The sequence below is a fragment of the Streptomyces sp. NPDC041940 genome (assembly GCF_055589465.1).
Genome location: NZ_JBVJBP010000020.1, coordinates 76929 through 98953, shown reverse-complemented (window position 1 = coordinate 98953; position 22025 = coordinate 76929). Strand labels below are relative to the sequence as shown.

The following is a 22025-nucleotide window of genomic DNA, read 5'->3' as shown; positions in this document are numbered from 1 at the left end:
CGCCGACGGTCAGGGCTCGTCCCGCTTCGGGTCGTCGTCCTTGCCCTTGTCCTCGTCGAGGGACTTCAGGAAGTCGGGGTTGTCGTCGGGCGCGACCCACTGCTGTGAGCGGCTGCCCCGGACTCCGGACCAGCCCTCGGCGGCCGGGCGGCGCTTCTTTCCGGCGATGAGCCAGGAGATCGAACCCACGAGCGGGAAGACCAGCACGAGGAGTGCCCAAATCGGCTTGGGCATGTGACGGATGTCGTCGTCCTTCGTGCTGATGCAGTCGATGAACGCGTACACGCTCAGCGCCAGCGGCACGAGGAACATAAGTACCCGGAGCATGCGGCCTCTCAGCGAAAGCGGGTGGGCGGTTCAGGGCCAGGGTAGCCGCTCGGGGATACTGGACCGCATGGCTTACGACGATCTTCGCTCCCTGCTCAGGGCGCTGGAGCGCGAGGGCGACCTCAAGCGCATCAAGGCCGAGGTGGACCCGTATCTGGAGATCGGGGAGATCGTCGACCGGGTGCAGAAGGCCGGCGGCCCCGCGCTGCTCTTCGAGAACGTGCGCGGGTCGGGCATGCCGCTCGCGATGAACGTGTTCGGCACGGACCGGCGGCTGCTGAAGGCCCTGGAGCTCAAGTCGTACGGCGAGATCTCCGAGCGGATCGGCGGGCTGCTGAAGCCCGAGCTGCCGCACGGGTTCGTCGGCGTGCGCGAGGCCTTCGGCAAGCTCGGCTCGATGACCCACGTCCCGCCGAAGAAGGTCAAGGACGGCCCGGTGCAGGAAGTCGTCCTGACCGGGGACGACGTCGACCTCGACCAGCTGCCCGCCCTGTTCACCTGGCCTAAGGACGGCGGCTCCTTCTTCAACCTGGGGCTCACCCACACCAAGGACCCGGAGAGCGGCGTCCGCAACCTCGGTCTGTACCGCCTCCAGCGCCACGACAAGCGCACCATCGGCATGCACTGGCAGATCCACAAGGACAGCCGCAACCACTACCAGGTGGCGGCCAGGCGCGGGGAGCGGCTGCCCGTCGCCATCGCCTTCGGGTGTCCGCCCGCCGTGACGTACGCGTCCACGGCCCCGCTGCCCGGGGACATCGACGAGTACCTGTTCGCCGGGTTCCTCGCGGGCAAGCGGATCGAGATGGTCGACTGCAAGACCGTGCCGCTCCAGGTGCCGGCGCAGGCCGAGGTCGTCATCGAGGGCTGGCTGGAGCCCGGCGAGATGCTGCCGGAGGGGCCGTTCGGTGACCACACCGGCTTCTACACGCCGCAGGAGCCCTTCCCCGCGCTGAAGATCGACTGCGTGACGATGCGGAAGCGGCCGCTGCTCCAGTCGATCGTGGTGGGTCGCCCTCCGACGGAGGACGGGCCGCTGGGCCGGGCGACGGAACGCTTCTTCCTTCCGCTGCTGAAGATCATCATCCCAGACATCGTGGACTACCACCTGCCGGAGGCGGGCGGCTTCCACAACTGCGCGATCGTCTCGATCGACAAGAAGTACCCGAAGCACGCGCAGAAGGTCATGCACGCGATCTGGGGCGCGCACATGATGTCGCTGACCAAGCTGATCGTGGTCGTCGACTCCGACTGCGACGTCCACGATCTGCACGAGGTCGCCTGGCGGGCCCTCGGCAACACGGACTACGCCCGGGATCTGAGCATCGTCGAAGGGCCCGTCGACCACCTCGACCACGCCTCCTACCAGCAGTTCTGGGGCGGCAAGGCGGGCATCGACGCGACGAAGAAGTGGCCCGAGGAGGGCTACACCCGCGACGGCGGCTGGCCCGACATGGTGGAGTCCGACCCGGAGACGGCGGCGAAGGTGGACCGCCGGTGGAAGGAGTACGGGCTGTGAGCAGCGCCTCTGCCGCCATTCCCCAGCCGGGACGCACCAAGGCGTTCCTGCGCCTGGTCATGATCGAGCACTCGGTCTTCGCCCTGCCCTTCGCCTACATCGCCGCGCTCTCCGCGATGTTCCAGGTCGACCGGAACATCCACTGGGGCCGGCTGCTGCTGGTCACCGTCTGCATGGTGGGGCTGCGCACCTTCGCCATGGCGGTCAACCGGATCATCGACCGGGAGATCGACGCCCGTAACCCGCGGACGGCGCAGCGCGAGCTGGTGACGGGTGCGATGTCGGTCCGCCACGCGTGGACGGGCGCGCTGGTCGCCCTGGTCGTCTTCCTGGGCGCGGCGGCCCTGCTCAACCCCCTCTGTCTGGCCCTGGCCCCCATCGCGGTGATCCCGATGGTGGTCTACCCCTACGGCAAGCGCTTCACGAACTTTCCCCAGGCCATCCTCGGCCTCGCCCAGGCGATGGGCCCGGTCGGCGGCTGGCTCGCCATCACCGGCACCTGGTCCTGGGACGCGGTCATCCTCGGCCTCGCCGTCGGCATCTGGATCGGCGGCTTCGACCTGATCTACGCCTGCCAGGACGTCGAGACCGACCGCGAGATCGGCGTCATGTCCGTCCCGGCCCGCTTCGGCATCCCGGCGGCGGTCTGGGGAGCGCGGGTCTGCCACGCCCTGACGACGGCCCTCTTCGTCTGGTACGCCCTGGCCACCGGCGCCGGCGCCTTCTTCTGGCTGGGCCTGCTGATCGTCGCGGGCGCGTTCCTGTACGAGCACTCGATCGTCAGGCCCCATGACCTGTCCCGGGTGAACAGGGCGTTCTTCAGCGTCAACGGCTTCATCGGGATCGCCCTGTTCGTGTGTGCGCTGCTGGATCTGCTGGTGCGTGGCCTCACCGTATGAGCTCGGGCGGAGCCGGGCGGCGGCGGAACGCGAACGCCGCCGCCACCCCCGCCAGCAGGCCCAGCAGATGGCCCTGCCAGCTGACGCCCGACTGGGTCGGGGCCAGGCCCGCCAGGATCGAGCCGCCCCAGATCGCGGCGATCAGGACGCCGGTCAGGATGCCCAGGGGGCGGCGCTCCAGGAAGCCGGTCACCAGCAGGAAGCCGAAGAGGCCGAAGATCAGGCCGGAGGCTCCCGCGGTGTTGGTGTGGGGCGGGGCTATGAGCCAGACGCCGAGGCCGTCGACGAGGATGATCAGCGCGCAGACCAGCAGGAAACGGCGCAGCCCGCTGAGCGCGGCCAGGAAGCCGAGGACCAGCAGCGGAATCGTGTTCGCGGCCAGATGAGCGAAGCCGAAGTGGATGAAGGACGACGGGACGACGTCCACCAGCTCGGACGGCTCGCGCGGGGTGACGCCGAAGCCGTCCAGCGCGTGGCCGCTCGCCACGTCCACCACTTCCAGCAGCCACAACAGCGCGACCCAGGCCAGCATCAGCTTGCCCGCGGCCATCGCACGGTCGCCGCGAGACCGGCCGGCTTCCACACCCGACATGGCGACCCCCAGTGCTCGCTCGTCCCCCTAGGGGTCCTCGCACTGTGAGCGCCCGGGTCGCGCGGCCTGGTGCCGCACCTCGCCGCGTTGCCGAAACGCCCACGTGGCTCCGCCACGAGGACGCTCCGGCGCCTTGCGATGCACGGCACCAGACCACGCGCCCTGAGCGGGCGCTCACAGTGCGAGGACCCCTTAGTGCAACGGCCCACCCCCCTGCGCCGGTTCCCACCCTGTGACGCCCGATAGGCTCGGTGTTGTGAACCCAGTCAAGCCAGGCGAGATGCCGCGTACGCCTTGGATCGTAGGGGTGTCCGGGGCCTCCGGCACCCCGTATGCCGCTGCCGTGCTGCGGGCTCTCCTCGCGGCCGGCGAGAGTGTCGACCTCGTGGTGTCGCGGGCCTCGCGGCTCACCCTGCTGGACGAGACCGGGATCTCCTTCAGGGACGCCCACTGGCGGGACGACCTGCGGGAATGGCTGTCCCGGGGTGCCGACGGCAAGCCGGACACCTTCGCCGTCGACCTCGACGCCGTACGGCACTGGAGCGCCGGCGACCTGGCCGCCGGGCCCTCCTCGGGGTCGTACCCCACCAAGGGCATGCTGATCGTGCCCGCCTCGACGGCGAGCGTGGCCGGGGTCGCGCTCGGGCTGTCGAAGGACCTGCTGCAGCGGGCGGCGAGCGTGACCCTGAAGGAGGGCCGCCCTCTGGTCGTGGCCGTGCGCGAGACCCCGCTGAACGGCCAGACCCTGCGGCACCTGGTCACCCTCGACGACGCGGGCGCGAGCGTCGTACCGGCCTCACCCGCCTTCTACGCGGGCGCGACGCACATCCAGGACCTGGTGGACTTCGTCGCCGGACGCGTGCTCGACGCGGCGGGCGTGCCGCACCGGCTCTACCGCCGTTGGCAGGGTGAGCTGGGCGGCGGATCACACCGCGCCGGCTGAGCAGGCTGAGCACGACCCCGAACCTCATCGGACCCACAGACAACTTCAGCGGAAGGCTTCGATCGCAATGGACGCGGTGGACAGGCAGCTCATCCAGGCCCTGAGGGAGAACGGCCGGGCCTCCTACGCGGAGCTGGGACGCCTCGTCGGACTGTCGGGACCCAGTGTCACCGACCGCATCAACCGGCTGGAGGCGGCCGGTGTCATCACCGGCTACCGGGCCACCGTCGACGCCGCCTCGCTCGGCCTCGGCGTCACCGCCCTCATCGGCATCTCGCTCTCCGACGCCACCGACCACGAGGACGTGGCGCAGCGGCTGAAGGACCTCTCGGAGATCGAGGACTGCTGGTTCATCGCGGGCGACGACTCGTACATGCTCAAGGTGCGGGCGGCGGATGTCGACGGCCTGGAGAAGATGATCCGGCGGCTCAGCGGCATCGAGGGCGTCTCCCGGACGCGTACGACCATCGTGCTCTCCACCAAGTGGGAGAACCGGGTCGGGGAGCTGCCCGAAGAGGAGTAGGCCGGTAGGCCCGAAGGGCCGTATGGGGGCACCTCCCGCCCGAAGGGTGGGGGCGTACGGTGGGGTCGTCTTCGGAGAAAGGTGTGGGCATGGATCTCGGGCTCAAGCGCGAGCTGGAGGAGAAGGTCAGGTCGGGCGTCCGGCTGACCCGTGAGGACGGCATCGCGCTGTACGAGTCGGACGACCTGGCCTGGCTCGGCGGCCTCGCGCACGAGGTGCGCACCCGCAAGAACGGCGACGTCGTGCACTTCAACGTCAACCGTCACCTCAACATGACCAACGTGTGCACGGCCTCCTGCGCGTACTGCTCCTTCCAGCGCAAGCCGGGGGAGAAGGACGCGTACACGATGCGCATCGAGGAGGCCGTCAAGCTCGCCAAGGCGATGGAGGGCGAGAACCTCACCGAGCTGCACATCGTCAACGGGCTGCACCCGAACCTGCCGTGGCGGTACTACCCCCGGTCGCTGAGCGAGCTGAAGAAGGCGCTGCCCGGCGTCTCGCTCAAGGCGTTCACCGCCACCGAGATCCACCACTTCGAGACGATCTCCGGGATGCCGGCCTCCGAGATCCTCGACGAGCTGATCGAGGCCGGTCTGGAGTCGCTGACCGGCGGCGGCGCCGAGATCTTCGACTGGGAGGTCCGGCAGCACATCGTCGACCACCGCACCCACTGGGAGGACTGGTCGCGCATCCACCGGCTCGCGCACGAGAAGGGTCTGAAGACCCCGGCCACGATGCTGTACGGCCACATCGAGGAGCCGCGTCACCGTGTGGACCACGTGCTGCGGCTGCGTGAGCTGCAGGACGAGACCGGCGGCTTCCAGGTCTTCATCCCGCTGCGCTACCAGCACGACTTCGTCGACGTGAAGGACGGGAAGGTCCGCAACCGGCTTCAGGCGCGGACGCAGATGGCGACCGGTGCGGAGGCGCTGAAGACGTTCGCCGTGTCGCGGCTGCTGTTCGACAACGTGCCGCACGTCAAGGTCTTCTGGGTGATGCACGGGGTGCAGACCGCGCAGCTGGCCTTGCAGCACGGCGCCGACGACATGGACGGGTCGGTCGTCGAGTACAAGATCACGCATGACGCGGACAACTTCGGCACGCCGAACAAGCTGACGCGTGAGGACCTGCTGGACCTGATCCGGGACGCCGGGTTCCGGCCGGTTGAGCGCAACACGCGGTACGAGATCATCCGTGAGTACGAGGGGGCCGACCCGGAGCGCCGGGAGTCGCCTCAGCCGATGCGGGTCTGACTCGTTTCGGGGCGTGCGGGCGCGTTGTCGTAATAGCTACAATCCCCGCATGCCCCTTACCTTCACGCTCGATCCCGCCGTCACCCCCGAGCTGCGTGACGGCATTCTCGATCTGTGGGCCGACGTCTCCAGTGCCGGGGGAGCCGTCGGGTTCGTGCCGCCCGTGACGCGGGAGGACATCCGGCCCTCGCTGGTGAGGCACTTCGCGCAGATGGCGGAGGGCACGGTCAGGCTGCTCGTCGGGCGCGACGAGGAGGGGCGGGTCGCGGCGACCGCGTTCCTGACCCTCAACACGCACCACCTGATGACGCACTGGCTGTGGCTGTACACGGTGATGGTGCATCCGCGGCACCACGGGAAGGGCTACGGCCGTGATCTGCTGGACGCGGCAGCGGAGGCGGCCCGGGGTATCGAGGGCATCGGGGCGATCCGGCTGACCTGCCGGGGCGGGCTCGGTCTCGAGCGGTTCTACGAGTCCTGCGGCTACAAGGAGGTCGGCCGGATCCCGGGTGCCATCAGGGTCGCGCCGGGCGACGACCGGGACGACGTCGTCATGCTGCTGCCGCTGAACTGACCCCCCTGAAAGATCGGCCGCCGGGCGTGCTTCACTGAACACTGGCCCTGTTTGGAACCGGAAGAGTGGATTGAGATGCTCCGCTACACACTGATGCGCCTCGGGATCTTCGTGGGCTGCCTCGTGGTCGTCTGGGGCCTCGTCTACTCCGGCCTCGCCCCGCGTGGCCTCGGCGACAGCAACGGCCTGTGGATCGTGACCCTCGCCCTGCTGCTCTCCGCGCCGATCAGCTTCGTCGTGCTGCGCAAGGAGCGGGACCGTGCCTCCGTGCAGGTCGTGGAGCGGGTCGACCGCATGAAGGCCAACATGGAGGCCAACCGCAGCCAGGAGGACCCGGCCGACGACACGAGCCGGGCGCAGGGCCAGGCCTCGTAAGCTTCCTCACAAACGCGCGCAGCGCCCCGTTTCCGTACATGCTCGGAAACGGGGCGCTTTGCCTTGTATGGGTGCCTGTGCGTTTCTGCCTGTCAAAGCGAGGCTTTGGGGTCCTCAAAGTTCAGGTGTTAAGGTGTCGCTGTGTTGAACTCAGCAGTCGTGCCTCCGCGGCCCCGGAGCGTTCCGCTCCGGAGGCTCGCGCTGGTCGCGCGACTGCACGTGGATCTCTGTCGGTGCGCGTCCGCTAACTGTCGTCTCTGACGTAACGCCAACCCCCGTCGTCTCCCACGTCAGCTCCCCCCTACGCGTCCCCCCAACGGAGTCAGTCCGTGTCCTCAAACACGAAATCCTTCAAGGTGCCCTTCTGGGCCCAGATACTCGCCGGTCTCGTCCTGGGTGTGCTGCTCGGCTGGCTCGCCCGGAACCAGGACCTGTCCTGGCTGACCACGACCCTGGAGAAGGTCGGCGACACGTTCATCGGCCTGCTGAAGCTCGCCGTCGCGCCGCTCGTCTTCTTCGCGATCCTCGTCTCGATCACCAACCTGCGGAAGGTCAACAACGCGGCCCGCCTGGCCTCGCGCACCCTTCTGTGGTTCATGGTCACCTCGCTGATCGCGGTGAGCATCGGTCTCGTCATCGGCCTGCTCACCAACCCGGGCGCCGGTACCGGCCTCACGCCCAAGGACGGCGCGAAGCCCGAGGAGACCGGTTCCTGGATCGACTTCCTCACCGGCATCGTGCCGACGGACGTCATCACGCCGTTCACCGAACTGAACGTGCTCCAGATCGTCTTCATGGCCGCCGTCGCCGGTATCGCCGCCCTCCAGCTCGGCGAGAAGGCCCAGCCGATCCTGAACCTGAGCGAGTCCGTCCTGGAGCTGCTCCAGAAGGCGCTGTGGTGGGTCATCCGGCTCGCCCCGCTCGGCACGGTCGGCCTCATCGGCCACGCCATCGCCACCTACGGCTGGGACCTGATCGGCAAGTACGCGACGTTCACCGTCGACATCTACGTCGGCTGCGCGATCGTGCTGTTCGGCGTCTACCCGGCGCTGCTCGCGACCGTCGCCAAGGCCAACCCGATCCAGTTCTTCAAGGGCGCCTGGCCCGCGATCCAGCTGGCCTTCGTCTCCCGCTCCTCCGTGGGGACGATGCCGCTGACGCAGAAGGTCACCGAGCGGCTCGGCGTGCCGAAGGAGTACGCGTCCTTCGCGGTGCCGTTCGGCGCCACGACCAAGATGGACGGCTGCGCCGCGATCTACCCCGCGATCGCCGCGATCTTCGTCGCCCAGATCTTCGACATCCAGCTGGGCGTCGGCGACTACCTGCTGATCGCGTTCGTCTCGGTGGTCGGCTCCGCCGCCACGGCCGGCCTCACCGGCGCGACGGTCATGCTGACCCTCACCCTCTCCACCCTCGGCCTGCCGATGGAGGGCGTCGGTCTGCTCCTCGCGATCGACCCGATCCTCGACATGATCCGCACCGCGACCAACGTCGCCGGCCAGGCCCTCATCCCGGTCCTGGTCTCCGCCCGGGAGAACCTGCTCGACCGCGAGGCCTACGCCACGGCGGACGGCTCCTCCCTGGACGACCCGTGGGACGAGAAGCGGGACGCGGAGCGCGAGCAGGTGCCTGCCGCGGCATGACGGGACACCGGGGGCACGCCTGACGGCTCGACGGCTACGGCGGAACCTCGCCGAAGTCGCCGAAGTCGCCGACCTCGCCGGCCTCGCCGAAGAGCAGGCGGTGCCCCCGGGCGGTGTCCATGTACTCGCGCACCCGGTGGACCAGCCCGTCCCGGAGCTCGAAGACGAAGCAGTAGTCGTTGGCGTAGTGCCTGCCGTCGGCCAGGGTCGCCGTCATGGTCTCCTCCACGACCACCCGCTCGCCGTCCGCGTGGAACCCGTGGAAGGTGACGGTGACATCGCGTACGAACAAGCGCGGGAAGTCCTCGGCGAGGAAGCGCACGATCGCCTCTCTGCCGACCATGTGGTGCGGAGCCTCCAGCGCGACGGCGGTGGCGTTGCCCGGCGGTGCGCACCACTCCGCGTCCTCGGTGAGGACCTCGAAGATCCGGTCGGCGTCGTGGCTGGCGAACGCCTTCCAGGCGTTCTCGACGACGCTGCGGCTCTGTTGTGACATGCACGGGACCCTAGGCGACCGCGGGCGATCGGGCTGGCGATGTTCCGACAACACCCCCTGGGGTCTCGGGACTCGGCTCGGGGCGATGGCCCGTTCGGACCGTACGCTAAGCCGTATGGGTGCCGTGAAGACCAAGCGGATGCCGCGTGCGGTCCGCGAACAGCAGATGCTGGACGCCGCCGTGCGGATCTTCGGCGGGCGGGGCTACATGGCCGCGTCGATGGACGAGATAGCCGAACTCGCGGGCGTGTCGAAGCCGTTGGTCTATCTGTACCTGAACTCCAAGGAAGACCTCTTCACCGCCTGCATCCGCCGCGAGGCCAAGGCCCTCGTGGCGGCGGTGCGGGCCGGGGTCCGGCCCGATCTGTCCTCCGACCGGCAACTCTGGGAAGGGCTCGGGGCGTTCTTCGCCCACACCGCGCGCAACCCCGACGCCTGGTCGGTCCTGCACCTCCAGGCCCGCACACACGGCGAGCCGTTCGCCGCCGAGGTCGCCGCGATGCGCGAGGAGATCGTCGCGTTCGTGACCCAGCTGATCCTCACCGGTGCCCGCGAGGCCCACCACGACCCCGACCTCCCGGAACGCGAGATCGCCGGCCTCGCCGAGGCCCTGGTCGGCGCCGCCGAGTCCCTCGCCGCCTGGGCCAACGCCACCCCGGGCATCACGGCCCGCCAGGCCGCGACCACGATGATGAACTTCGCCTGGGCGGGCCTGGGCGACCTCATGGCAGGCCGGCCCTGGACACCTCCGGAGGAGGAGCAGCCGGGCGCTCAGCGTGGCGTTTAACATCGCCGATCACTCGCCCTGCTGACCTGCGGTTCTTCCAGGGACAGCGGGGGGCCGTTCTCCCTGTCGATGTGCCCGGAAGCGAGGCGTTGGGTCTGTTGTCAGGGCCGCCGATGACGGTGATGTCACTTCCGCCGCGTGAGCCCCGCAGTGGGTTCGGGCCTGAGGGCCCAGCACCCACCGCGGAGCGATGAGTCGGCACTACTGGTAGCGGATGCGGCGCGGGACAGCGAGGTACTGGCCGTATTCGCTGAGGTAGTCGTCGAGGAGTTCACGCAGCTTCCCGGCCTCTGCCGGGAGCGACGCTGAGAAGGCGGCCCACCCGGTGAAGGTCAGTTCGTACGGCAGGTCGACGAGGCCGGTGACCGCGTCCCAAAAAGCGTTCCAGTTCCGGCCGTAGAAGTCGGGGAACATCAGCTCCCGCTGAAGGAGTTGTTGGAGGCCCTCGGCGTCCCGTACCTCGGTCAGGTCGATGACCAGTGAGTCGGGGACCGTGGGTTCCGCTTCGTTTGTTCCGTCTGTCTCGTCCGTCATCACGGCCAGGATCTTTCCGTAGGTGGTATTGGACGCCCAACGCGGCGTCAGCGGACTGTTCGGCGGCGAGACTCTTCATCAGCGGCCGTTCCTTCACGCGACGTTGCTCGACACCTCGAAGCGTGAAGAACGGCCGAGGTTGAACACCAAGCTCAGACCGGGTAAACATCCCCCGCCACATGCACCCGCTCGTCCCCGTCCCGCAGTTCGAAGCGGTCGTCCTCCGCCGCGTACGTCACCGTTCCGGGCAGCGGCACCGGCGCCCTGAAGTCCGCGCGGACGTGGCAGGAGTCCGGCGCGCCGTGTGCGGCGAGGCAGCGGGCGAGGGTCCACATGCCGTGGGCGATGGCCCGGGGGAAGCCGAAGAGGCGGGCGGTGAGGGGGTGGAGGTGGATCGGGTTGCGGTCCCCGGAGGCGGCGGCGTAGCGGCGCCCGACGTCCTCGGCGAGCCGCCACTCGGCGACGGCGGGGAGGGGCTTGCGGACCTCCTCCGCAGGAGCCCGGGCGGGCCGTCGCGTGCCGTGTCGGGCGAGGTATGTGCTGCTCGACTCCCAGACGAGGTCCCCGTCTTCGCGCACCTCCGTGACGACCGTGGCCTGCGTGCCGCGCCGGTGCGGTGCCAGCCCGGCGACCCGCACCGTGAGTTCGTACGCGCCGGTCGCCGGCATCCCCCGGTGCCGGGTGACCGTGATCGACGTGTGGACCAGGCCCAGCAGCGGCAGCGGGAAGTCCCGGCCGCTCATCAGCCGCATGGCCAGGGGGAATCCGAGCACGTGCGGATACGTCAGCGGCAGCGCGTCCTCCCCGGTCGGGAACCCGCAGACCCGCTCGTACGCCGCCAGCCGCGCGAGGTCGACGCGCAGTCCGGGCAGGACGAGGCGGGTGCGGGGGAACTCCGCGTCGGGGGCGGGCCGTTTGAAGGGGGAGAGCAGGGCGCCGCGGGCGAGGAGCGGCGCGAGGGAGGGGGACCCGGTGAGGACGAGAGCGGCGGCGTCGGCCATCACGCCCCCAGCAGGCTCTGGCCGCAGACGCGCACGACCTGGCCGTTGACCGCGCCCGAGCCCGGGTGCGCGAGCCAGGCGGTGGTCTCGGCGACGTCGACCGGAAGACCTCCCTGGGCGAGGGAGTTCATCCGGCGGCCCGCCTCGCGGATGAACAGCGGGACGGCGGCCGTCATCTTCGTCTCGATGAAGCCCGGCGCGACCGCGTTGACCGTCACCCCGTGCTCCGCGAGCGCGCGCGGCGCGAGGGAGCGGACCAGACCGACGATGCCCGCCTTGCCGGCCCCGTAGTTGGTCTGCCCCGCGTTGCCCGCGAGGCCCGCGATCGAGGCCGTCGCCACGATCCTGCCGCCCCGCCGCAGCGCCCCGGCCTTCAGCAGCGCGTCCGTCGTGCGCAGCACGCTCGCCAGGTTCACCTCCAGCACCGGGATCCAGCGCTCGGCCGGCATGTTCACCAGCCGCCGGTCGCGGGTGATGCCCGCGTTGTGGACCAGCAGGTCAAGGCCGTCCGGCAGCGCCTCGGCGATCCGCGCGCCCGCGTCTGCGGCCGTGATGTCGAGGGGCAGGGCGCTGCCGCCGATGCGGTCGGCGACGCGCCGGGCGTCCTGTTCGGCCCCCGGCACATCGAGGACGACGACCCGGGCGCCGTCCCGGGCGAGTGTCTCGGCGACCGCCTCACCGATCCCGCGCGCGGCACCGGTGACCAGGGCGGTCCGGCCGGTCAGGGGACGGTCCCGGTGGGTGAGGGGGCGGTCCCGGTCGGCGGCGGCTTCGGACTCCTCGCCCGCCCCGACCTCGATGACCTGCCCGCTCACATACGCCGACTTGGGCGACAGCAGGAACCGAAGCGTGGACTCCGCGGCGGACGCGTCCGTCAGCCGGACCAGGTTCACCGTCCTGCCCCGGCCGATCTCCTTGCCGAGGGAGCGTGTGAAGCCCTCCAGGGCCTGCTGGGCGGCGGCCTGGTGATGGTCGGCGGGGTCGAGCGGCGCACCGAGCACCAGCACGCGACCGCTCGGGGTGACCGACCGTATGACGGGATGCAGCGCCGCGTGCACCTCGGCCAGCCCCTCGACGTCCCGCACCCCGCTCGCGTCCAGGACGACGGCGGCGGCCCGGTCGGAGCCGGCCGGGGCGAGTCCCGTACGGGCGAGGACCGGCGCGAGGTCGAGGCCGGACCGGCAGGCGGTGAGGTGACGCAGGCCGCCGTTCAGGGCCGGGTGCTCGGGAGACCAGCGGGTCAGCGCCGCGGGCTGGGGCAGGCCGAGGCGGCGGGTGAGGAGACGGCCGGGCGCGGTACCGGTGAAGCGCAGATAGCGGTCGGCCATTCCAACTCCCAGCTGCCGGAGGACACTCGTTCTTCCTTACTCTGGAGTAAGGTTACCGGAGGTAATGCTACGTCACGGGCGAGGAGCGGGTCGAGATGGAGCAGGTCGAGATGAGCCCCCGGCGGATCGCGCCGTCGGTACGGCGCGTGGCGGTCATCGGCGGAACACGCATCCCGTTCGCCCGCTCCGACGGCCCCTACGCCACCGCCTCCAACCAGCAGATGCTCACCGCCGCCCTCGACGGCCTCGTCGAGCGGTACGGCCTCCAGGGGCCCGGCGCGGTGGGCGAGTTCGTCGCCGGCGCCGTCCTCAAGCACAGCCGCGACTTCAACCTCGCCCGTGAGACGGTCCTCGGCTCGACGCTGCACCCGCGCACCCCGGCCTACGACATCCAGCAGGCCTGCGGCACCGGACTCCAGGCCGTCATCGCCGCCGCCAACAAGATCGCCCTCGGCCAGACGGAATCGGCGGTCGCGGGTGGCGCCGACACGGCCAGCGACGCACCCCTCGGCGTCAACGACACCCTGCGCCGAATCCTGCTGGAGACCCGGCGCGCGAAGTCGGCGGGCGCCCGCCTCAAGGCCCTCGCGAAGGTGCGCCCGTCCCACCTCGTCCCCGACATCCCGCGCAACGCCGAGCCCCGCACCGGCCTGTCCATGGGCGAACACGCCGCCGTCACCGCCCGGTCCTGGGGCATCGGCCGCGAGGCCCAGGACGAACTGGCCGCGGCGAGCCACCGACGGCTGGCGGCGGCGTACGAACGCGGCTTCTTCCAGGACCTGGTGATCCCCTTCCGGGGCCTCGCCCGCGACCAGAACCTGCGCCCCGGCTCGACCGCGGAGAAACTCGCCTCCCTGAAGCCGGTGTTCGGCCTGGACCACCCCGGCCCGACCATGACCGCCGGGAACTCGACCCCGCTGACCGACGGTGCCGCCACCGTCCTGCTGGCGAGCGAGGAGTGGGCCCGGGAGCGCGGCCTGACACCGCTGGCCTACCTGACCGCGTACGAGACGGCCGCCGTGGACTTCGTGGACGGCGATGTCGCGGGCGGCGACGACGGCCTGCTCATGGCACCGGCGTACGCCGTTCCGCGCATGCTGGAGCGGGCCGGGCTGAATCTGGCCGATTTCCAACTGATCGAGATCCACGAGGCGTTCGCCTCCCAGGTGCTGGCGACGCTCGCCGCCTGGGAGAAGCGAGGGCTCGGCACGGTCGACCGCGACCGGCTGAACGTCGCCGGCTCGTCCCTCGCGACCGGGCACCCCTTCGCCGCCACCGGCGCCCGGATCGTGGCCACGCTGGCGAAACTCCTCGCCGAAGCCGAACAGGACGCGCCCGCACGCGGACTGATCTCGGTCTGCGCGGCGGGCGGACAGGGGGTGACGGCGGTCCTGGAGAGGGCCTGAGTGTGCGGCTGCGCCAAAACTGAAAGTCCCTCACGTAACCCCCGAGATTGCACAGGCCCGGCTCCGGACCATCCCCGAACCCGCACAAACCCGCCACGTGAGGGCCGTACGATCCCGTTCCTACCGGCAGTAACCCCTTTCTGCGGGTTCAGCCGGTTGAGCGCCTCGGCGTGCGAGGCACGTACGTCAATGCAGCAAGCAGTTCACCGCTGCACGCCCCAGGAGCCGCCCGTGTCCACTGCGTATCCCTCCTCCGCCTACGGCGACGACGTGTACGGAGGGCCGGTCCTGGTCGAACCCGAGACGCGGCGGCTGGACGGGGTGGTGCGGGAGGCCGCCGTACCGCCGCTGGCGCCGCCGTGGACGCACGGGTCGCTCGCCGACCTGCCGTTCGACAACGCGAGCGCGGAGCCGGACGCCGTGGTGCTCAGCCGCAAGGACGCCGAGGGGAACTGGAGCGACGTCACGGCCGCCGAGTTCGCCGCCCAGGTGCTCGCCGTGGCGAAGGGTCTGATCGCCGAGGGGCTGATGCCGGGCGACCGGGTCGCCGTGATGGCCCGCACGATCTACGAGTGGACGGTCCTGGACTTCGCCGCCTGGGCGGCCGGACTGGTCACCGTCCCCATCTACCCCACGTCCTCCGTCTTCCAGGCCCGCTGGATCCTTCAGGACTCGGGCGCCGTCGCCCTGGTCACCGAGACCGCCGCGCAGGCCGCCGCCCTCGGGCCGGAGCGCGAACGCCTGCCGGACCTCCACCACATGTGGGTCGTCGAGAAGGGCCATGTGGACCGGCTCGCGGAAGCCGGGGCGCACCTGGCCGACCACGAGGTGGAGGTGCGGCGCGGCATGCTCGGCCCCGACACGCTCTCCACCCTCGTCTACACCTCGGGCACCACGGGCCGCCCCAAGGGCTGCGCCCTCACCCACGGCAACTTCTTCGCCGAGGTCGACAACGCGGTCGAACTCCTCTACCCCGTCTTCAGGACGAAGACCAGCGAAGAGGCCTCGGTCCTGCTGTTCCTGCCGATGTCCCACGTCTTCGGACGCATGGTCGCGATCGCCTGCGTCCGCGCCCGGGTCCGGCTGGGCCACGCACCGAGCATCAAGGCGGACCACCTGCTGCCGGACCTGGCGAGCTTCCGGCCGACCTGTCTGCTGGCCATCCCGTACATGCTGGAGAAGGTCTTCAACTCGGCCCGGGCGAAGGCCGAGGCGAGCGGCCGGGTGACCTCGTTCGACCGCGCGGTGTCGGTGGCGCGGCGCTACGGCGAGGCGATGGAGGCCCAGCAGACCGGCACCGGACCGGGCCCCTCCCGCGCCCTGAAAACCGCCCGGGTCTTCTACGACCCCCTGGTCTTCCGCCGTATCCGCAACGCCATGGGCGGCCGGGTCCGTTACGCGATCTGCGGCGGCTCACCACTGGGCCGGCGCCTCGCCGCGTTCTACGCCGGAGCCGGCATCGAGATCTTCGAGGGCTACGGCCTGACGGAGACCACCGGCGCCTCGACCGTCACGCCGCCCCTCAAGCCCCGCCTGGGCACGGTCGGCTGGCCGCTGCCCGGCACCCGCGTCCGTATCGCCGCCGACGGCGAGATCCTCCTCGCCGGCGACCATGTGCTGCGCGGCTACTGGGACCCGGCGGCCGGCGGCGTCGTCCCCGCCGCCCCCGACGGCTGGCTCGCCACCGGCGACCTCGGCGAACTGGACGACGAGGGCTACCTCACGATCACCGGCCGCAAGAAGGAACTGCTCATCACCTCGGGCGGCAAGAGCGTCGCCCCGGCCCCGCTGGAGAACTGGCTGCGGTCCCACCCGCTGATCTCCCAGTGCCTCGTCCTGGGCGACGGCCGGCCCTTCGTCTCGGCCCTGATCACCCTCGACCCGGACGGCATCACCCACTGGCGCCAGATGAACGGCAAACACCCCGTACCGGCCAAACTCCTCGTCGACGACGAGGATCTGCGGGCCGTCCTCCAACGCGCCGTCGACGAGGCCAACAAGATGGTCTCCCGCCCGGAGTCCATCCGCGCCTTCGCCATCCTCCCCGAGGACTTCACCGAGGAGGCGGGCCATCTGACGCCCTCGATGAAGCTCCGCCGCCAGGCGGTACTGCGCGCGTTCACGGACGAGGTCGAGGGGCTGTACGCACGCTGAGGCGGCCGGGCGTGAGGCGGCCTTTGCGATGTCTTCACACGATTTTCTTGACGCCGCACGCCGTCTCCCCTTGGCTTTCGAGCAATCCCGTCGCGATGCCCCCCTCCCCCCACGGAAGGCACCATCAGTGAAAGCGCGTAACACCCGTCGGACCGCTGTGCGCCCTGTCGTCATAGCCCTGGCGGTCTCCGTATCGGCCCTGTCCCTCACCGCGTGCGGCGACGACGGGAGTGACGAGACCGCCGTGGAGAAGGGCAACGACATCACGGTGGGCCTGCTGCTGCCCGACCGGGACACGGCCCGCTTCGAGAGGTTCGACTACCCCCTGATCAGGGACGAGGTCGCCTCCCTCACGGAGAACAAGGGCAAGGTACGGTACGCCAACGCCGAGGCGAGCGTGTCCAGACAGAGTGCGCAGTTCCAGAAGATGATCGACGACAAGGTCGACGTCATCCTGGTGGACGCGCTGAACTCCAAGACGATCGCCACGGACGTCCGGAAGGCCAAGGACGCCGGCATCCCGGTCATCGCCTACGACCGCCTCGCCGAGGGCCCGATCGACGCCTACGTCTCCCACGACAACGAACTCGTCGGGCAGGTGCAGGGCCGCGCCATCATGAGCGAGCTCGGCGAGAACTCCGAGAAGAGCAAGGTCGTCATGATGAACGGCGACCCCGGCGACCCGAACACGGCCCGGTTCAAGGACGGCGCGCTGAGCGAACTCCAGGGCCAGGTGGACATCGTCGAGCAGTACGACACCAAGGAGTGGAAGCCCTCCATCGCCAAGGCGAACATGGAGAAGGCGATCCGGACCGTCGGACTGAACAACATCGCCGCCGTCTACTCCGCCAACGACGGCATGGCGGGCGCCGTCATCGAGGCGATGGAGGAGGCCGGAGCCGGCAAGATGCCGCCGGTGACCGGGCAGGACGCCAACCTGGACGCGGTGCAGCGGGTCGTGTCGGGGGAGCAGTACATGACCGTGTACAAGTCCTTCCTGCTGGAGGCGACCAACGCCGCGAAGATCGCGGTGGCCAAGGTCCAGGGCCGTCAGATCGAGTTCGCCGCGCTGACCCGGGAGACGGTCGACAGCCCGACGGCGAAGAACGTCCCGGCGATGCTCGTGCCGGTGGTCGCCCTCACCAAGGACAACATCAAGGAGACGGTGATCACGGACGGCGTGTACACCGTGAAGGACATCTGCACCTCGAAGTACAAGGCGGACTGCGCGGCGATCGGCCTCGAGTAGCCCTTGACTTCGCGGGGCGCCCGCGCGACATTCCCCACCCCCGTCTGTCGCGCTGGAGCCGTCATGACCACTGACACGAACTCCGCACCACCCGCTGGTACCCCTTCCCAGGCTCCTGCCCGGGCTCCTTCCCGAAGACGAGTGCTGGCCGGAGCCGCCGGTGCCGGGCTCGCGGTCGCCGCCGGGGTGCAGCAGGGCGCCCAGGCCGCCGACTTACCCCCGCTCGGCACCTACGACGTCGTCGTCATCGGCTCCGGCGCGGCCGGGATGACCGCCGCGCTGACCGCCGCCGGGCAGGGGCTGAGCTGCGTCGTCCTGGAGAAGGCCCCGACCTTCGGCGGCTCCGCCGCCCGCTCCGGCGCCGGGATCTGGATCCCCAACAATCCGGTCCTCCTCGCGGCCGGCGTACCGGACACCCCCGCGAAGGCCGCCGCCTACCTCGCCGCCGTCGTCGGCCCGGACATCCCCGCCGACCGGCAGCGCGCCTTCCTCACCCACGGCCCGGCCACGATCTCCTACGTCATGGCCCACAGCCCCCTGCGCTTCCGCTGGATGGAGGGCTACAGCGACTACTACCCGGAGCTGCCCGGCGGCCTGCCGAACGGCCGCTCCATCGAGCCCGACCAGCTCGACGGCCGGATCCTGGGCCCCGAGCTGGCCCGGCTGAACCCGCCGTACATGGACGTGCCCGCCGGGATGGTCGTCTTCAGCGCCGACTACAAGTGGGTCACCCTCGCCGCGGTGAACGCCAAGGGCGCGGCCGTGGCGGCCCAGTGCCTGGCACGCGGTACGGCGGCCGCGCTGCGGGGCGAGAAGCCGCTGACCATGGGCCAGTCGCTGGCGGCCGGGCTGCGTGCGGGACTGCGGTCGGCCGGGGTGCCGGTGTGGCTCGACACGCCGCTCACCGACCTGCACGTCGAGAACGGCACGGTCACCGGAGCGGTCGTCACCCGCGACGGCGTCCCCGGCCTGGTCCGCGCCCGCCGGGGCGTGATCGTCGGCTCCGGCGGCTTCGAGCACAACGCGGCGATGCGCGCACGCTTCCAGCGCCAGCCCATCGGCACGGACTGGACGGTCGGCGCCAAGGAGAACACCGGCGACGGCATCCTGGCGGGGGAGCGGCTCGGGGCGGCCCTCGACCTGATGGACGACGCGTGGTGGGGCCCGGCGATCCCGGTCCCGGGCCAGCCGTACTTCTGCCTCGCCGAACGCACCCTCCCCGGCGGGCTCCTGGTCGACGGGTCGGGCCGGCGCTTCGTCAACGAGGCCGCCCCCTACAGCGACGTCGTCCACACCATGTACGACGCGCGCGGGGCCATCCCGGCCTGGCTGATCACCGACCAGAACTACCGCAACCGCTACCTCTTCAAGGACGTCCTGCCGGCCCTGCCGCTCCCCGCCGGCTGGTACGACTCGGGCGCGGCCCACAAGGCCTGGAGCCTGGACGCCCTCGCGGCCTCGATCGGCGTCCCGGCGGCGGCCCTGCGCACGACCGTCGACCGCTTCAACTCCCAGGCCCGGCGAGGCGAGGACCCCGACTTCCATCGCGGCGACAGCGCCTACGACCACTACTACACGGACCCGTCCGTCCTCCCGAACTCCTGCCTGGCCCCCCTGTGGCTGCCCCCGTACCACGCCTTCCGTATCGTCCCCGGCGACCTCGGCACCAAGGGCGGCCTGCTGACGGACGCCCGGGCCCGCGTCCTGCGGGAGGACGGCTCGGTCATCCCGGGCCTCTACGCCGCCGGCAACGCGAGCGCGGCGGTCATGGGCCACAGCTACGCGGGCGCGGGGTCGACCATCGGCCCGGCGATGACGTTCGGGTACATCGCGGCGAGGGACATCGCGGGGGTGCTCCAAGCCGACAGAGGCTAGCTAGGCGGTGGGCTCCGGTGGCTTGCGGGCCACGAGGCAGGCCTGGGGGACCGGCTCCCCGAGTTCCTCGTCGGCCTCCCGTACGGTCCGGGAGCGCAGGGCGAATCCGGCGGCTTCCAGCAGGGTGATCATCTGCTCCGGCCGGCGCCGCCGGAAGTCCAGTGCCACCTTGTGCCCGAAGGCCTCTTCGTAACGGCGGCGGGGCTCGTCCCCGGCCTGGAAGCCGAGCAGCAGATGCCCGCCGGGCCGCAGGACGCGGTGGAACTCGGCGAAGACGGCGGGCAGGTGGTCGAGGGGGGTGTGGATGGTCGAGTACCAGGACACGACCCCGTCGAGCGAGCCGTCGGGCAGGTCCAGCGCCAGGATCGAGCCCTGCTCGAACCGCAGGCCGGGGTTCTCGCGGCGGGCGATCGCGAGCATCGACTCCGACAGATCGAGGCCGAACATCGACAGCCCCCGGCCCGCGAGAAACGCCGTCACCCGCCCGGGCCCGCACCCCAGATCAGCGACCTCGCCCCCCTCTCCCACCAGCTCCGCGAAACCGGCCAGCAGTCCCCGGTCCAGGGGCGTGGTCCCGTGCAGCCCAGGGAAGTGGGCGGCGTACTCCTCGGCCACGGTGTCGTAGAAGGTACGGGTCTCGATCACGAAGTCGGCGTCGGTCATGCCCCGAGACCCTAGTGCGGGGGCCGGACCGGCTGCCTGCTGTTTGCTTTTCGGGCCCGGGCCAGGTCCTGGCCTGCCCACTCCCCACCCCTCGGCCCCGGGGCCTAGCTGGTCGGCTCGCGACCCTCGCCCTCGTCCGGCCGGTCGTCCCTGGGACCCTCGGCCGCCCTCATGGCTCCGGCCCCTGCCCCCGCTCCGATGGCCGTGCCCAGACCCAGGCCCAGGGCCAGTCCAAGGCCGATGTTGTCGAAGACGGTCATGCCGAGGGCCAGCCCGAGGGCCGTGCCGAGTGACAGGCCGAGTGACACTCCGGTCGCCAGATGGTTGGGCGCGGGAGTTCCGCTTTCCTGCTCGCTGTTCTCTTCATGCCCCTGCATCCGGCCATCTTCTCCCAGAATTAGCCGGAAATTCACTGGTCTCCCCGGAACGGGAGAACCGGAACTGGACGGGAAAAGGCAGGAGCCCCGACGCCTGACGGCGCGGGGCTCCTTGGGTACTACTGATCAGACCGGCGTGACGTTCTCAGCCTGCGGACCCTTCGGGCCCTGCGTGACGTCGAAAGACACCTGCTGGTTCTCCTCGAGGGAGCGGAAGCCGCTCGCGTTGATCGCGGAGTAGTGGACGAAGACGTCGGGGCCGCCGCCCTCCTGGGCGATGAAACCAAAGCCCTTTTCGGCGTTGAACCACTTCACGGTTCCGGTAGCCATAAGCCCTCCTTGGGCCCAAAAGGGTTGCCCTGCTCCAGAACCAGCAAGTGTGAAGATGAATTCTGCACAACTGCATACGTCTGAGAATGACGAGAGCCCGCGGTCACATGCTCCGCAGGCTCTGTACTGCAAGGGAAACCAAACTGCAACTTGCGATGAGCCTAGCACGCAGGCCCCGGAATGCAATAGGGGTCAAGATCACGTCACCCGAATGTTTGAACATCCCGCCGCCACCTGGCTCAGAGGGCCTCTGTCGCGGCTCACGAACCCACGGCGGGGCCGGACGCCGGCCACTGGGCCGAGAGGGCTAGCCTCACGATGTGGACAATCCTCGCACCCGGCCGCGCGTCGGCCACATCCAGTTCCTGAACTGCCTGCCCCTCTACTGGGGGCTCGCCAGAACGGGCACGCTCCTCGACTTCGAGCTGACGAAGGACACCCCGGAGAAGCTCAGCGAGAAGCTGGTGCAGGGCGAACTCGACATCGCCCCGATCACCCTGGTCGAGTTCCTCAAGCACGCGGACCAACTGGTCGCCTTCCCCGACATCGCCGTCGGCTGCGACGGCCCGGTGATGTCGTGCGTGATCGTCTCGCAGGTCCCCCTGGACCGGCTGGACGGCGCCCGCGTCGCCCTCGGCTCGACCTCCCGCACCTCCGTCCGCCTCGCCCAGCTGCTCCTCGGCGAGCGCTTCGGCGTACGGCCGGACTACTACACGTGCCCGCCCGACCTCAGCCTGATGATGCAGGAGGCCGACGCGGCCGTCCTCATCGGCGACGCGGCGCTGCGCGCGAACATGCTCGACGGGCCGCGCTTCGGCCTGGACGTGCACGACCTGGGCGCGCTGTGGAAGGAGTGGACGGGTCTGCCGTTCGTCTTCGCGGTCTGGGCGGCGCGCCGCGACTACCTGGAGCGCGAGCCGGTCCTCACGCGCAAGGTGCACGAGGCCTTCCTCGAGTCCCGCAACCTCTCCCTGGAGGAGGTCGGCAAGGTCGCCGAGCAGGCCGCCCGCTGGGAGGACTTCGACGAGGAGACCCTCGCCCAGTACTTCACGACCCTCGACTTCCGCTTCGGCGGCCCGCAGCTGGCGGCGGTCGCCGAGTTCGCCCGGCGCGTCGGCCCGACGACCGGGTTCCCGGCGGACGTGAAGGTGGACCTGCTGCAGCCGTGAGCGGGCGC

24 protein-coding genes are annotated in these 22025 nt (G+C 70.4%); 15 read left to right on the top strand and 9 right to left on the bottom strand.

The features are described 5' to 3' along the window. Positions 1-9: 9 nt before the first annotated feature. Positions 10-327: a PLD nuclease N-terminal domain-containing protein gene (locus ACZ6I3_RS29050; protein ID WP_469418575.1), complete on the bottom strand. Its 318-nt coding sequence runs from the start codon at positions 325-327 to the stop codon at positions 10-12. A 67-nt stretch (positions 328-394) separates the two neighbouring features. Here ACZ6I3_RS29050 and ACZ6I3_RS29045 point away from each other — a divergent pair, with 67 nt between their 5' ends. Together ACZ6I3_RS29045 and mqnP are read left to right on the top strand one after the other, a co-directional pair. Then, positions 395-1846, top strand: coding sequence for a menaquinone biosynthesis decarboxylase (locus tag ACZ6I3_RS29045; RefSeq protein ID WP_382827279.1), 1452 nt, complete (start codon positions 395-397; stop codon positions 1844-1846). Further along, the gene (gene mqnP / locus ACZ6I3_RS29040; protein WP_469418573.1) at positions 1843-2745 is read left to right on the top strand and encodes a menaquinone biosynthesis prenyltransferase MqnP; all 903 of its coding nucleotides are present in this window, start codon (positions 1843-1845) and stop codon (positions 2743-2745) included. Before ACZ6I3_RS29045 ends, mqnP begins: the two co-directional genes overlap by 4 nt. On the opposite strand, the gene ACZ6I3_RS29035 is transcribed toward mqnP, so the two are convergent. Then, positions 2735-3337, bottom strand: a complete 603-nt coding sequence (locus ACZ6I3_RS29035) for a rhomboid family intramembrane serine protease (RefSeq protein WP_469418571.1) — start codon at positions 3335-3337, stop codon at positions 2735-2737. The genes mqnP and ACZ6I3_RS29035 overlap by 11 nt on opposite strands. A gap of 280 nt (positions 3338-3617) precedes the next feature. Here ACZ6I3_RS29035 and ACZ6I3_RS29030 point away from each other — a divergent pair, with 280 nt between their 5' ends. The 7 genes from ACZ6I3_RS29030 (at position 3618) to ACZ6I3_RS29000 (ending at position 8648) form a co-directional block, all read left to right on the top strand. Next, a complete protein-coding gene (locus ACZ6I3_RS29030; protein WP_469418570.1) occupies positions 3618-4280 on the top strand; it encodes a UbiX family flavin prenyltransferase in 663 nt (220 codons plus the stop codon). A gap of 67 nt (positions 4281-4347) precedes the next feature. Beyond that, complete coding sequence (locus ACZ6I3_RS29025; protein WP_033314055.1) at positions 4348-4803, top strand: Lrp/AsnC family transcriptional regulator; 456 nt, start codon at positions 4348-4350, stop codon at positions 4801-4803. A gap of 89 nt (positions 4804-4892) precedes the next feature. Further along, positions 4893-6056 (top strand): aminofutalosine synthase MqnE, encoded by a 1164-nt coding sequence (gene mqnE / locus ACZ6I3_RS29020; protein ID WP_469418569.1) that lies wholly within the window; start codon positions 4893-4895, stop codon positions 6054-6056. A gap of 49 nt (positions 6057-6105) precedes the next feature. After that, a complete protein-coding gene (locus ACZ6I3_RS29015; RefSeq protein WP_469418568.1) occupies positions 6106-6630 on the top strand; it encodes a GNAT family N-acetyltransferase in 525 nt (174 codons plus the stop codon). A 75-nt stretch (positions 6631-6705) separates the two neighbouring features. Further along, complete coding sequence (locus tag ACZ6I3_RS29010) at positions 6706-7005, top strand: DUF4229 domain-containing protein (protein WP_469418566.1); 300 nt, start codon at positions 6706-6708, stop codon at positions 7003-7005. 141 nt (positions 7006-7146) lie between these two features. Then, on the top strand, positions 7147-7266 hold the full coding sequence (locus tag ACZ6I3_RS29005) for a putative leader peptide (protein WP_469418564.1): 120 nt from the start codon (positions 7147-7149) through the stop codon (positions 7264-7266). A gap of 68 nt (positions 7267-7334) precedes the next feature. Continuing rightward, complete coding sequence (locus ACZ6I3_RS29000) at positions 7335-8648, top strand: dicarboxylate/amino acid:cation symporter (RefSeq protein WP_469418562.1); 1314 nt, start codon at positions 7335-7337, stop codon at positions 8646-8648. Between the two features lie 34 nt (positions 8649-8682). Here the strand turns inward: ACZ6I3_RS29000 and ACZ6I3_RS28995 are convergent, their stop codons facing one another. Continuing rightward, positions 8683-9144 carry a nuclear transport factor 2 family protein gene (locus tag ACZ6I3_RS28995; protein ID WP_469418561.1) on the bottom strand — a complete coding sequence of 154 codons (462 nt, stop codon included), beginning with the start codon at positions 9142-9144 and terminating at the stop codon, positions 8683-8685. A gap of 115 nt (positions 9145-9259) precedes the next feature. Here ACZ6I3_RS28995 and ACZ6I3_RS28990 point away from each other — a divergent pair, with 115 nt between their 5' ends. After that, positions 9260-9931 (top strand): TetR/AcrR family transcriptional regulator, encoded by a 672-nt coding sequence (locus ACZ6I3_RS28990; RefSeq protein WP_469418559.1) that lies wholly within the window; start codon positions 9260-9262, stop codon positions 9929-9931. Between the two features lie 201 nt (positions 9932-10132). Here the strand turns inward: ACZ6I3_RS28990 and ACZ6I3_RS28985 are convergent, their stop codons facing one another. The 3 genes from ACZ6I3_RS28985 to ACZ6I3_RS28975 all read right to left on the bottom strand — a co-directional run bounded on the left by ACZ6I3_RS28985 (position 10133) and on the right by ACZ6I3_RS28975 (position 12794). Then, positions 10133-10465, bottom strand: coding sequence for a barstar family protein (locus ACZ6I3_RS28985; protein WP_469418557.1), 333 nt, complete (start codon positions 10463-10465; stop codon positions 10133-10135). A gap of 152 nt (positions 10466-10617) precedes the next feature. After that, positions 10618-11466: a MaoC family dehydratase gene (locus ACZ6I3_RS28980; protein ID WP_469418556.1), complete on the bottom strand. Its 849-nt coding sequence runs from the start codon at positions 11464-11466 to the stop codon at positions 10618-10620. Further along, the gene (locus ACZ6I3_RS28975; protein WP_469418555.1) at positions 11466-12794 is read right to left on the bottom strand and encodes a 3-oxoacyl-ACP reductase; all 1329 of its coding nucleotides are present in this window, start codon (positions 12792-12794) and stop codon (positions 11466-11468) included. Before ACZ6I3_RS28975 ends, ACZ6I3_RS28980 begins: the two co-directional genes overlap by 1 nt. A 95-nt stretch (positions 12795-12889) precedes the next feature. On the opposite strand from ACZ6I3_RS28975, the gene ACZ6I3_RS28970 reads away from it, so the two are divergent. The 4 genes from ACZ6I3_RS28970 to kstD all read left to right on the top strand — a co-directional run bounded on the left by ACZ6I3_RS28970 (position 12890) and on the right by kstD (position 19478). After that, positions 12890-14200: an acetyl-CoA C-acetyltransferase gene (locus ACZ6I3_RS28970; protein ID WP_469418554.1), complete on the top strand. Its 1311-nt coding sequence runs from the start codon at positions 12890-12892 to the stop codon at positions 14198-14200. A 231-nt stretch (positions 14201-14431) separates the two neighbouring features. Next, positions 14432-16354, top strand: a complete 1923-nt coding sequence (locus ACZ6I3_RS28965) for an AMP-dependent synthetase/ligase (protein ID WP_469418551.1) — start codon at positions 14432-14434, stop codon at positions 16352-16354. Between the two features lie 127 nt (positions 16355-16481). Then, the gene (locus ACZ6I3_RS28960; RefSeq protein WP_469418550.1) at positions 16482-17603 is read left to right on the top strand and encodes a sugar ABC transporter substrate-binding protein; all 1122 of its coding nucleotides are present in this window, start codon (positions 16482-16484) and stop codon (positions 17601-17603) included. Positions 17604-17666: 63 nt separating this feature from the next. Continuing rightward, entirely contained in the window at positions 17667-19478 is a 1812-nt protein-coding gene (gene kstD, locus ACZ6I3_RS28955; RefSeq protein ID WP_469418549.1) for a 3-oxosteroid 1-dehydrogenase, read from the top strand. Here the strand turns inward: kstD and ACZ6I3_RS28950 are convergent, their stop codons facing one another. The 3 genes from ACZ6I3_RS28950 to ACZ6I3_RS28940 form a co-directional block, all read right to left on the bottom strand. Next, positions 19479-20141 carry a class I SAM-dependent methyltransferase gene (locus ACZ6I3_RS28950; protein ID WP_469418548.1) on the bottom strand — a complete coding sequence of 221 codons (663 nt, stop codon included), beginning with the start codon at positions 20139-20141 and terminating at the stop codon, positions 19479-19481. It lies immediately after the preceding gene. A 104-nt stretch (positions 20142-20245) separates the two neighbouring features. Continuing rightward, positions 20246-20518: a hypothetical protein gene (locus tag ACZ6I3_RS28945; protein WP_469418546.1), complete on the bottom strand. Its 273-nt coding sequence runs from the start codon at positions 20516-20518 to the stop codon at positions 20246-20248. A gap of 126 nt (positions 20519-20644) precedes the next feature. After that, positions 20645-20848 (bottom strand): cold-shock protein, encoded by a 204-nt coding sequence (locus ACZ6I3_RS28940; RefSeq protein ID WP_003992177.1) that lies wholly within the window; start codon positions 20846-20848, stop codon positions 20645-20647. Positions 20849-21168: 320 nt separating this feature from the next. On the opposite strand from ACZ6I3_RS28940, the gene ACZ6I3_RS28935 reads away from it, so the two are divergent. After that, a complete protein-coding gene (locus ACZ6I3_RS28935; RefSeq protein ID WP_468186512.1) occupies positions 21169-22017 on the top strand; it encodes a menaquinone biosynthetic enzyme MqnA/MqnD family protein in 849 nt (282 codons plus the stop codon). Positions 22018-22025: the final 8 nt, after the last annotated feature.

Excerpts from the sequence above, each read along its gene's own strand:
- ACZ6I3_RS29050 (WP_469418575.1), bottom strand. The coding sequence starts at position 327 with ATGCTCCGGGTACTTATGTTCCTCGTGCCGCTGGCGCTGAGCGTGTAC.
- ACZ6I3_RS29045 (WP_382827279.1), top strand. The coding sequence starts at position 395 with ATGGCTTACGACGATCTTCGCTCCCTGCTCAGGGCGCTGGAGCGCGAG.
- ACZ6I3_RS29035 (WP_469418571.1), bottom strand. The coding sequence starts at position 3,337 with ATGTCGGGTGTGGAAGCCGGCCGGTCTCGCGGCGACCGTGCGATGGCC.
- ACZ6I3_RS29030 (WP_469418570.1), top strand. The coding sequence starts at position 3,618 with ATGCCGCGTACGCCTTGGATCGTAGGGGTGTCCGGGGCCTCCGGCACC.
- ACZ6I3_RS29025 (WP_033314055.1), top strand. The coding sequence starts at position 4,348 with ATGGACGCGGTGGACAGGCAGCTCATCCAGGCCCTGAGGGAGAACGGC.
- mqnE (WP_469418569.1), top strand. The coding sequence starts at position 4,893 with ATGGATCTCGGGCTCAAGCGCGAGCTGGAGGAGAAGGTCAGGTCGGGC.
- ACZ6I3_RS29015 (WP_469418568.1), top strand. The coding sequence starts at position 6,106 with ATGCCCCTTACCTTCACGCTCGATCCCGCCGTCACCCCCGAGCTGCGT.
- ACZ6I3_RS29010 (WP_469418566.1), top strand. The coding sequence starts at position 6,706 with ATGCTCCGCTACACACTGATGCGCCTCGGGATCTTCGTGGGCTGCCTC.
- ACZ6I3_RS28995 (WP_469418561.1), bottom strand. The coding sequence starts at position 9,144 with ATGTCACAACAGAGCCGCAGCGTCGTCGAGAACGCCTGGAAGGCGTTC.
- ACZ6I3_RS28990 (WP_469418559.1), top strand. The coding sequence starts at position 9,260 with ATGGGTGCCGTGAAGACCAAGCGGATGCCGCGTGCGGTCCGCGAACAG.
- ACZ6I3_RS28985 (WP_469418557.1), bottom strand. The coding sequence starts at position 10,465 with ATGACGGACGAGACAGACGGAACAAACGAAGCGGAACCCACGGTCCCC.
- ACZ6I3_RS28980 (WP_469418556.1), bottom strand. The coding sequence starts at position 11,466 with ATGGCCGACGCCGCCGCTCTCGTCCTCACCGGGTCCCCCTCCCTCGCG.
- ACZ6I3_RS28975 (WP_469418555.1), bottom strand. The coding sequence starts at position 12,794 with ATGGCCGACCGCTATCTGCGCTTCACCGGTACCGCGCCCGGCCGTCTC.
- ACZ6I3_RS28970 (WP_469418554.1), top strand. The coding sequence starts at position 12,890 with ATGGAGCAGGTCGAGATGAGCCCCCGGCGGATCGCGCCGTCGGTACGG.
- kstD (WP_469418549.1), top strand. The coding sequence starts at position 17,667 with ATGACCACTGACACGAACTCCGCACCACCCGCTGGTACCCCTTCCCAG.
- ACZ6I3_RS28950 (WP_469418548.1), bottom strand. The coding sequence starts at position 20,141 with ATGACCGACGCCGACTTCGTGATCGAGACCCGTACCTTCTACGACACC.
- ACZ6I3_RS28945 (WP_469418546.1), bottom strand. The coding sequence starts at position 20,518 with ATGCAGGGGCATGAAGAGAACAGCGAGCAGGAAAGCGGAACTCCCGCG.
- ACZ6I3_RS28940 (WP_003992177.1), bottom strand. The coding sequence starts at position 20,848 with ATGGCTACCGGAACCGTGAAGTGGTTCAACGCCGAAAAGGGCTTTGGT.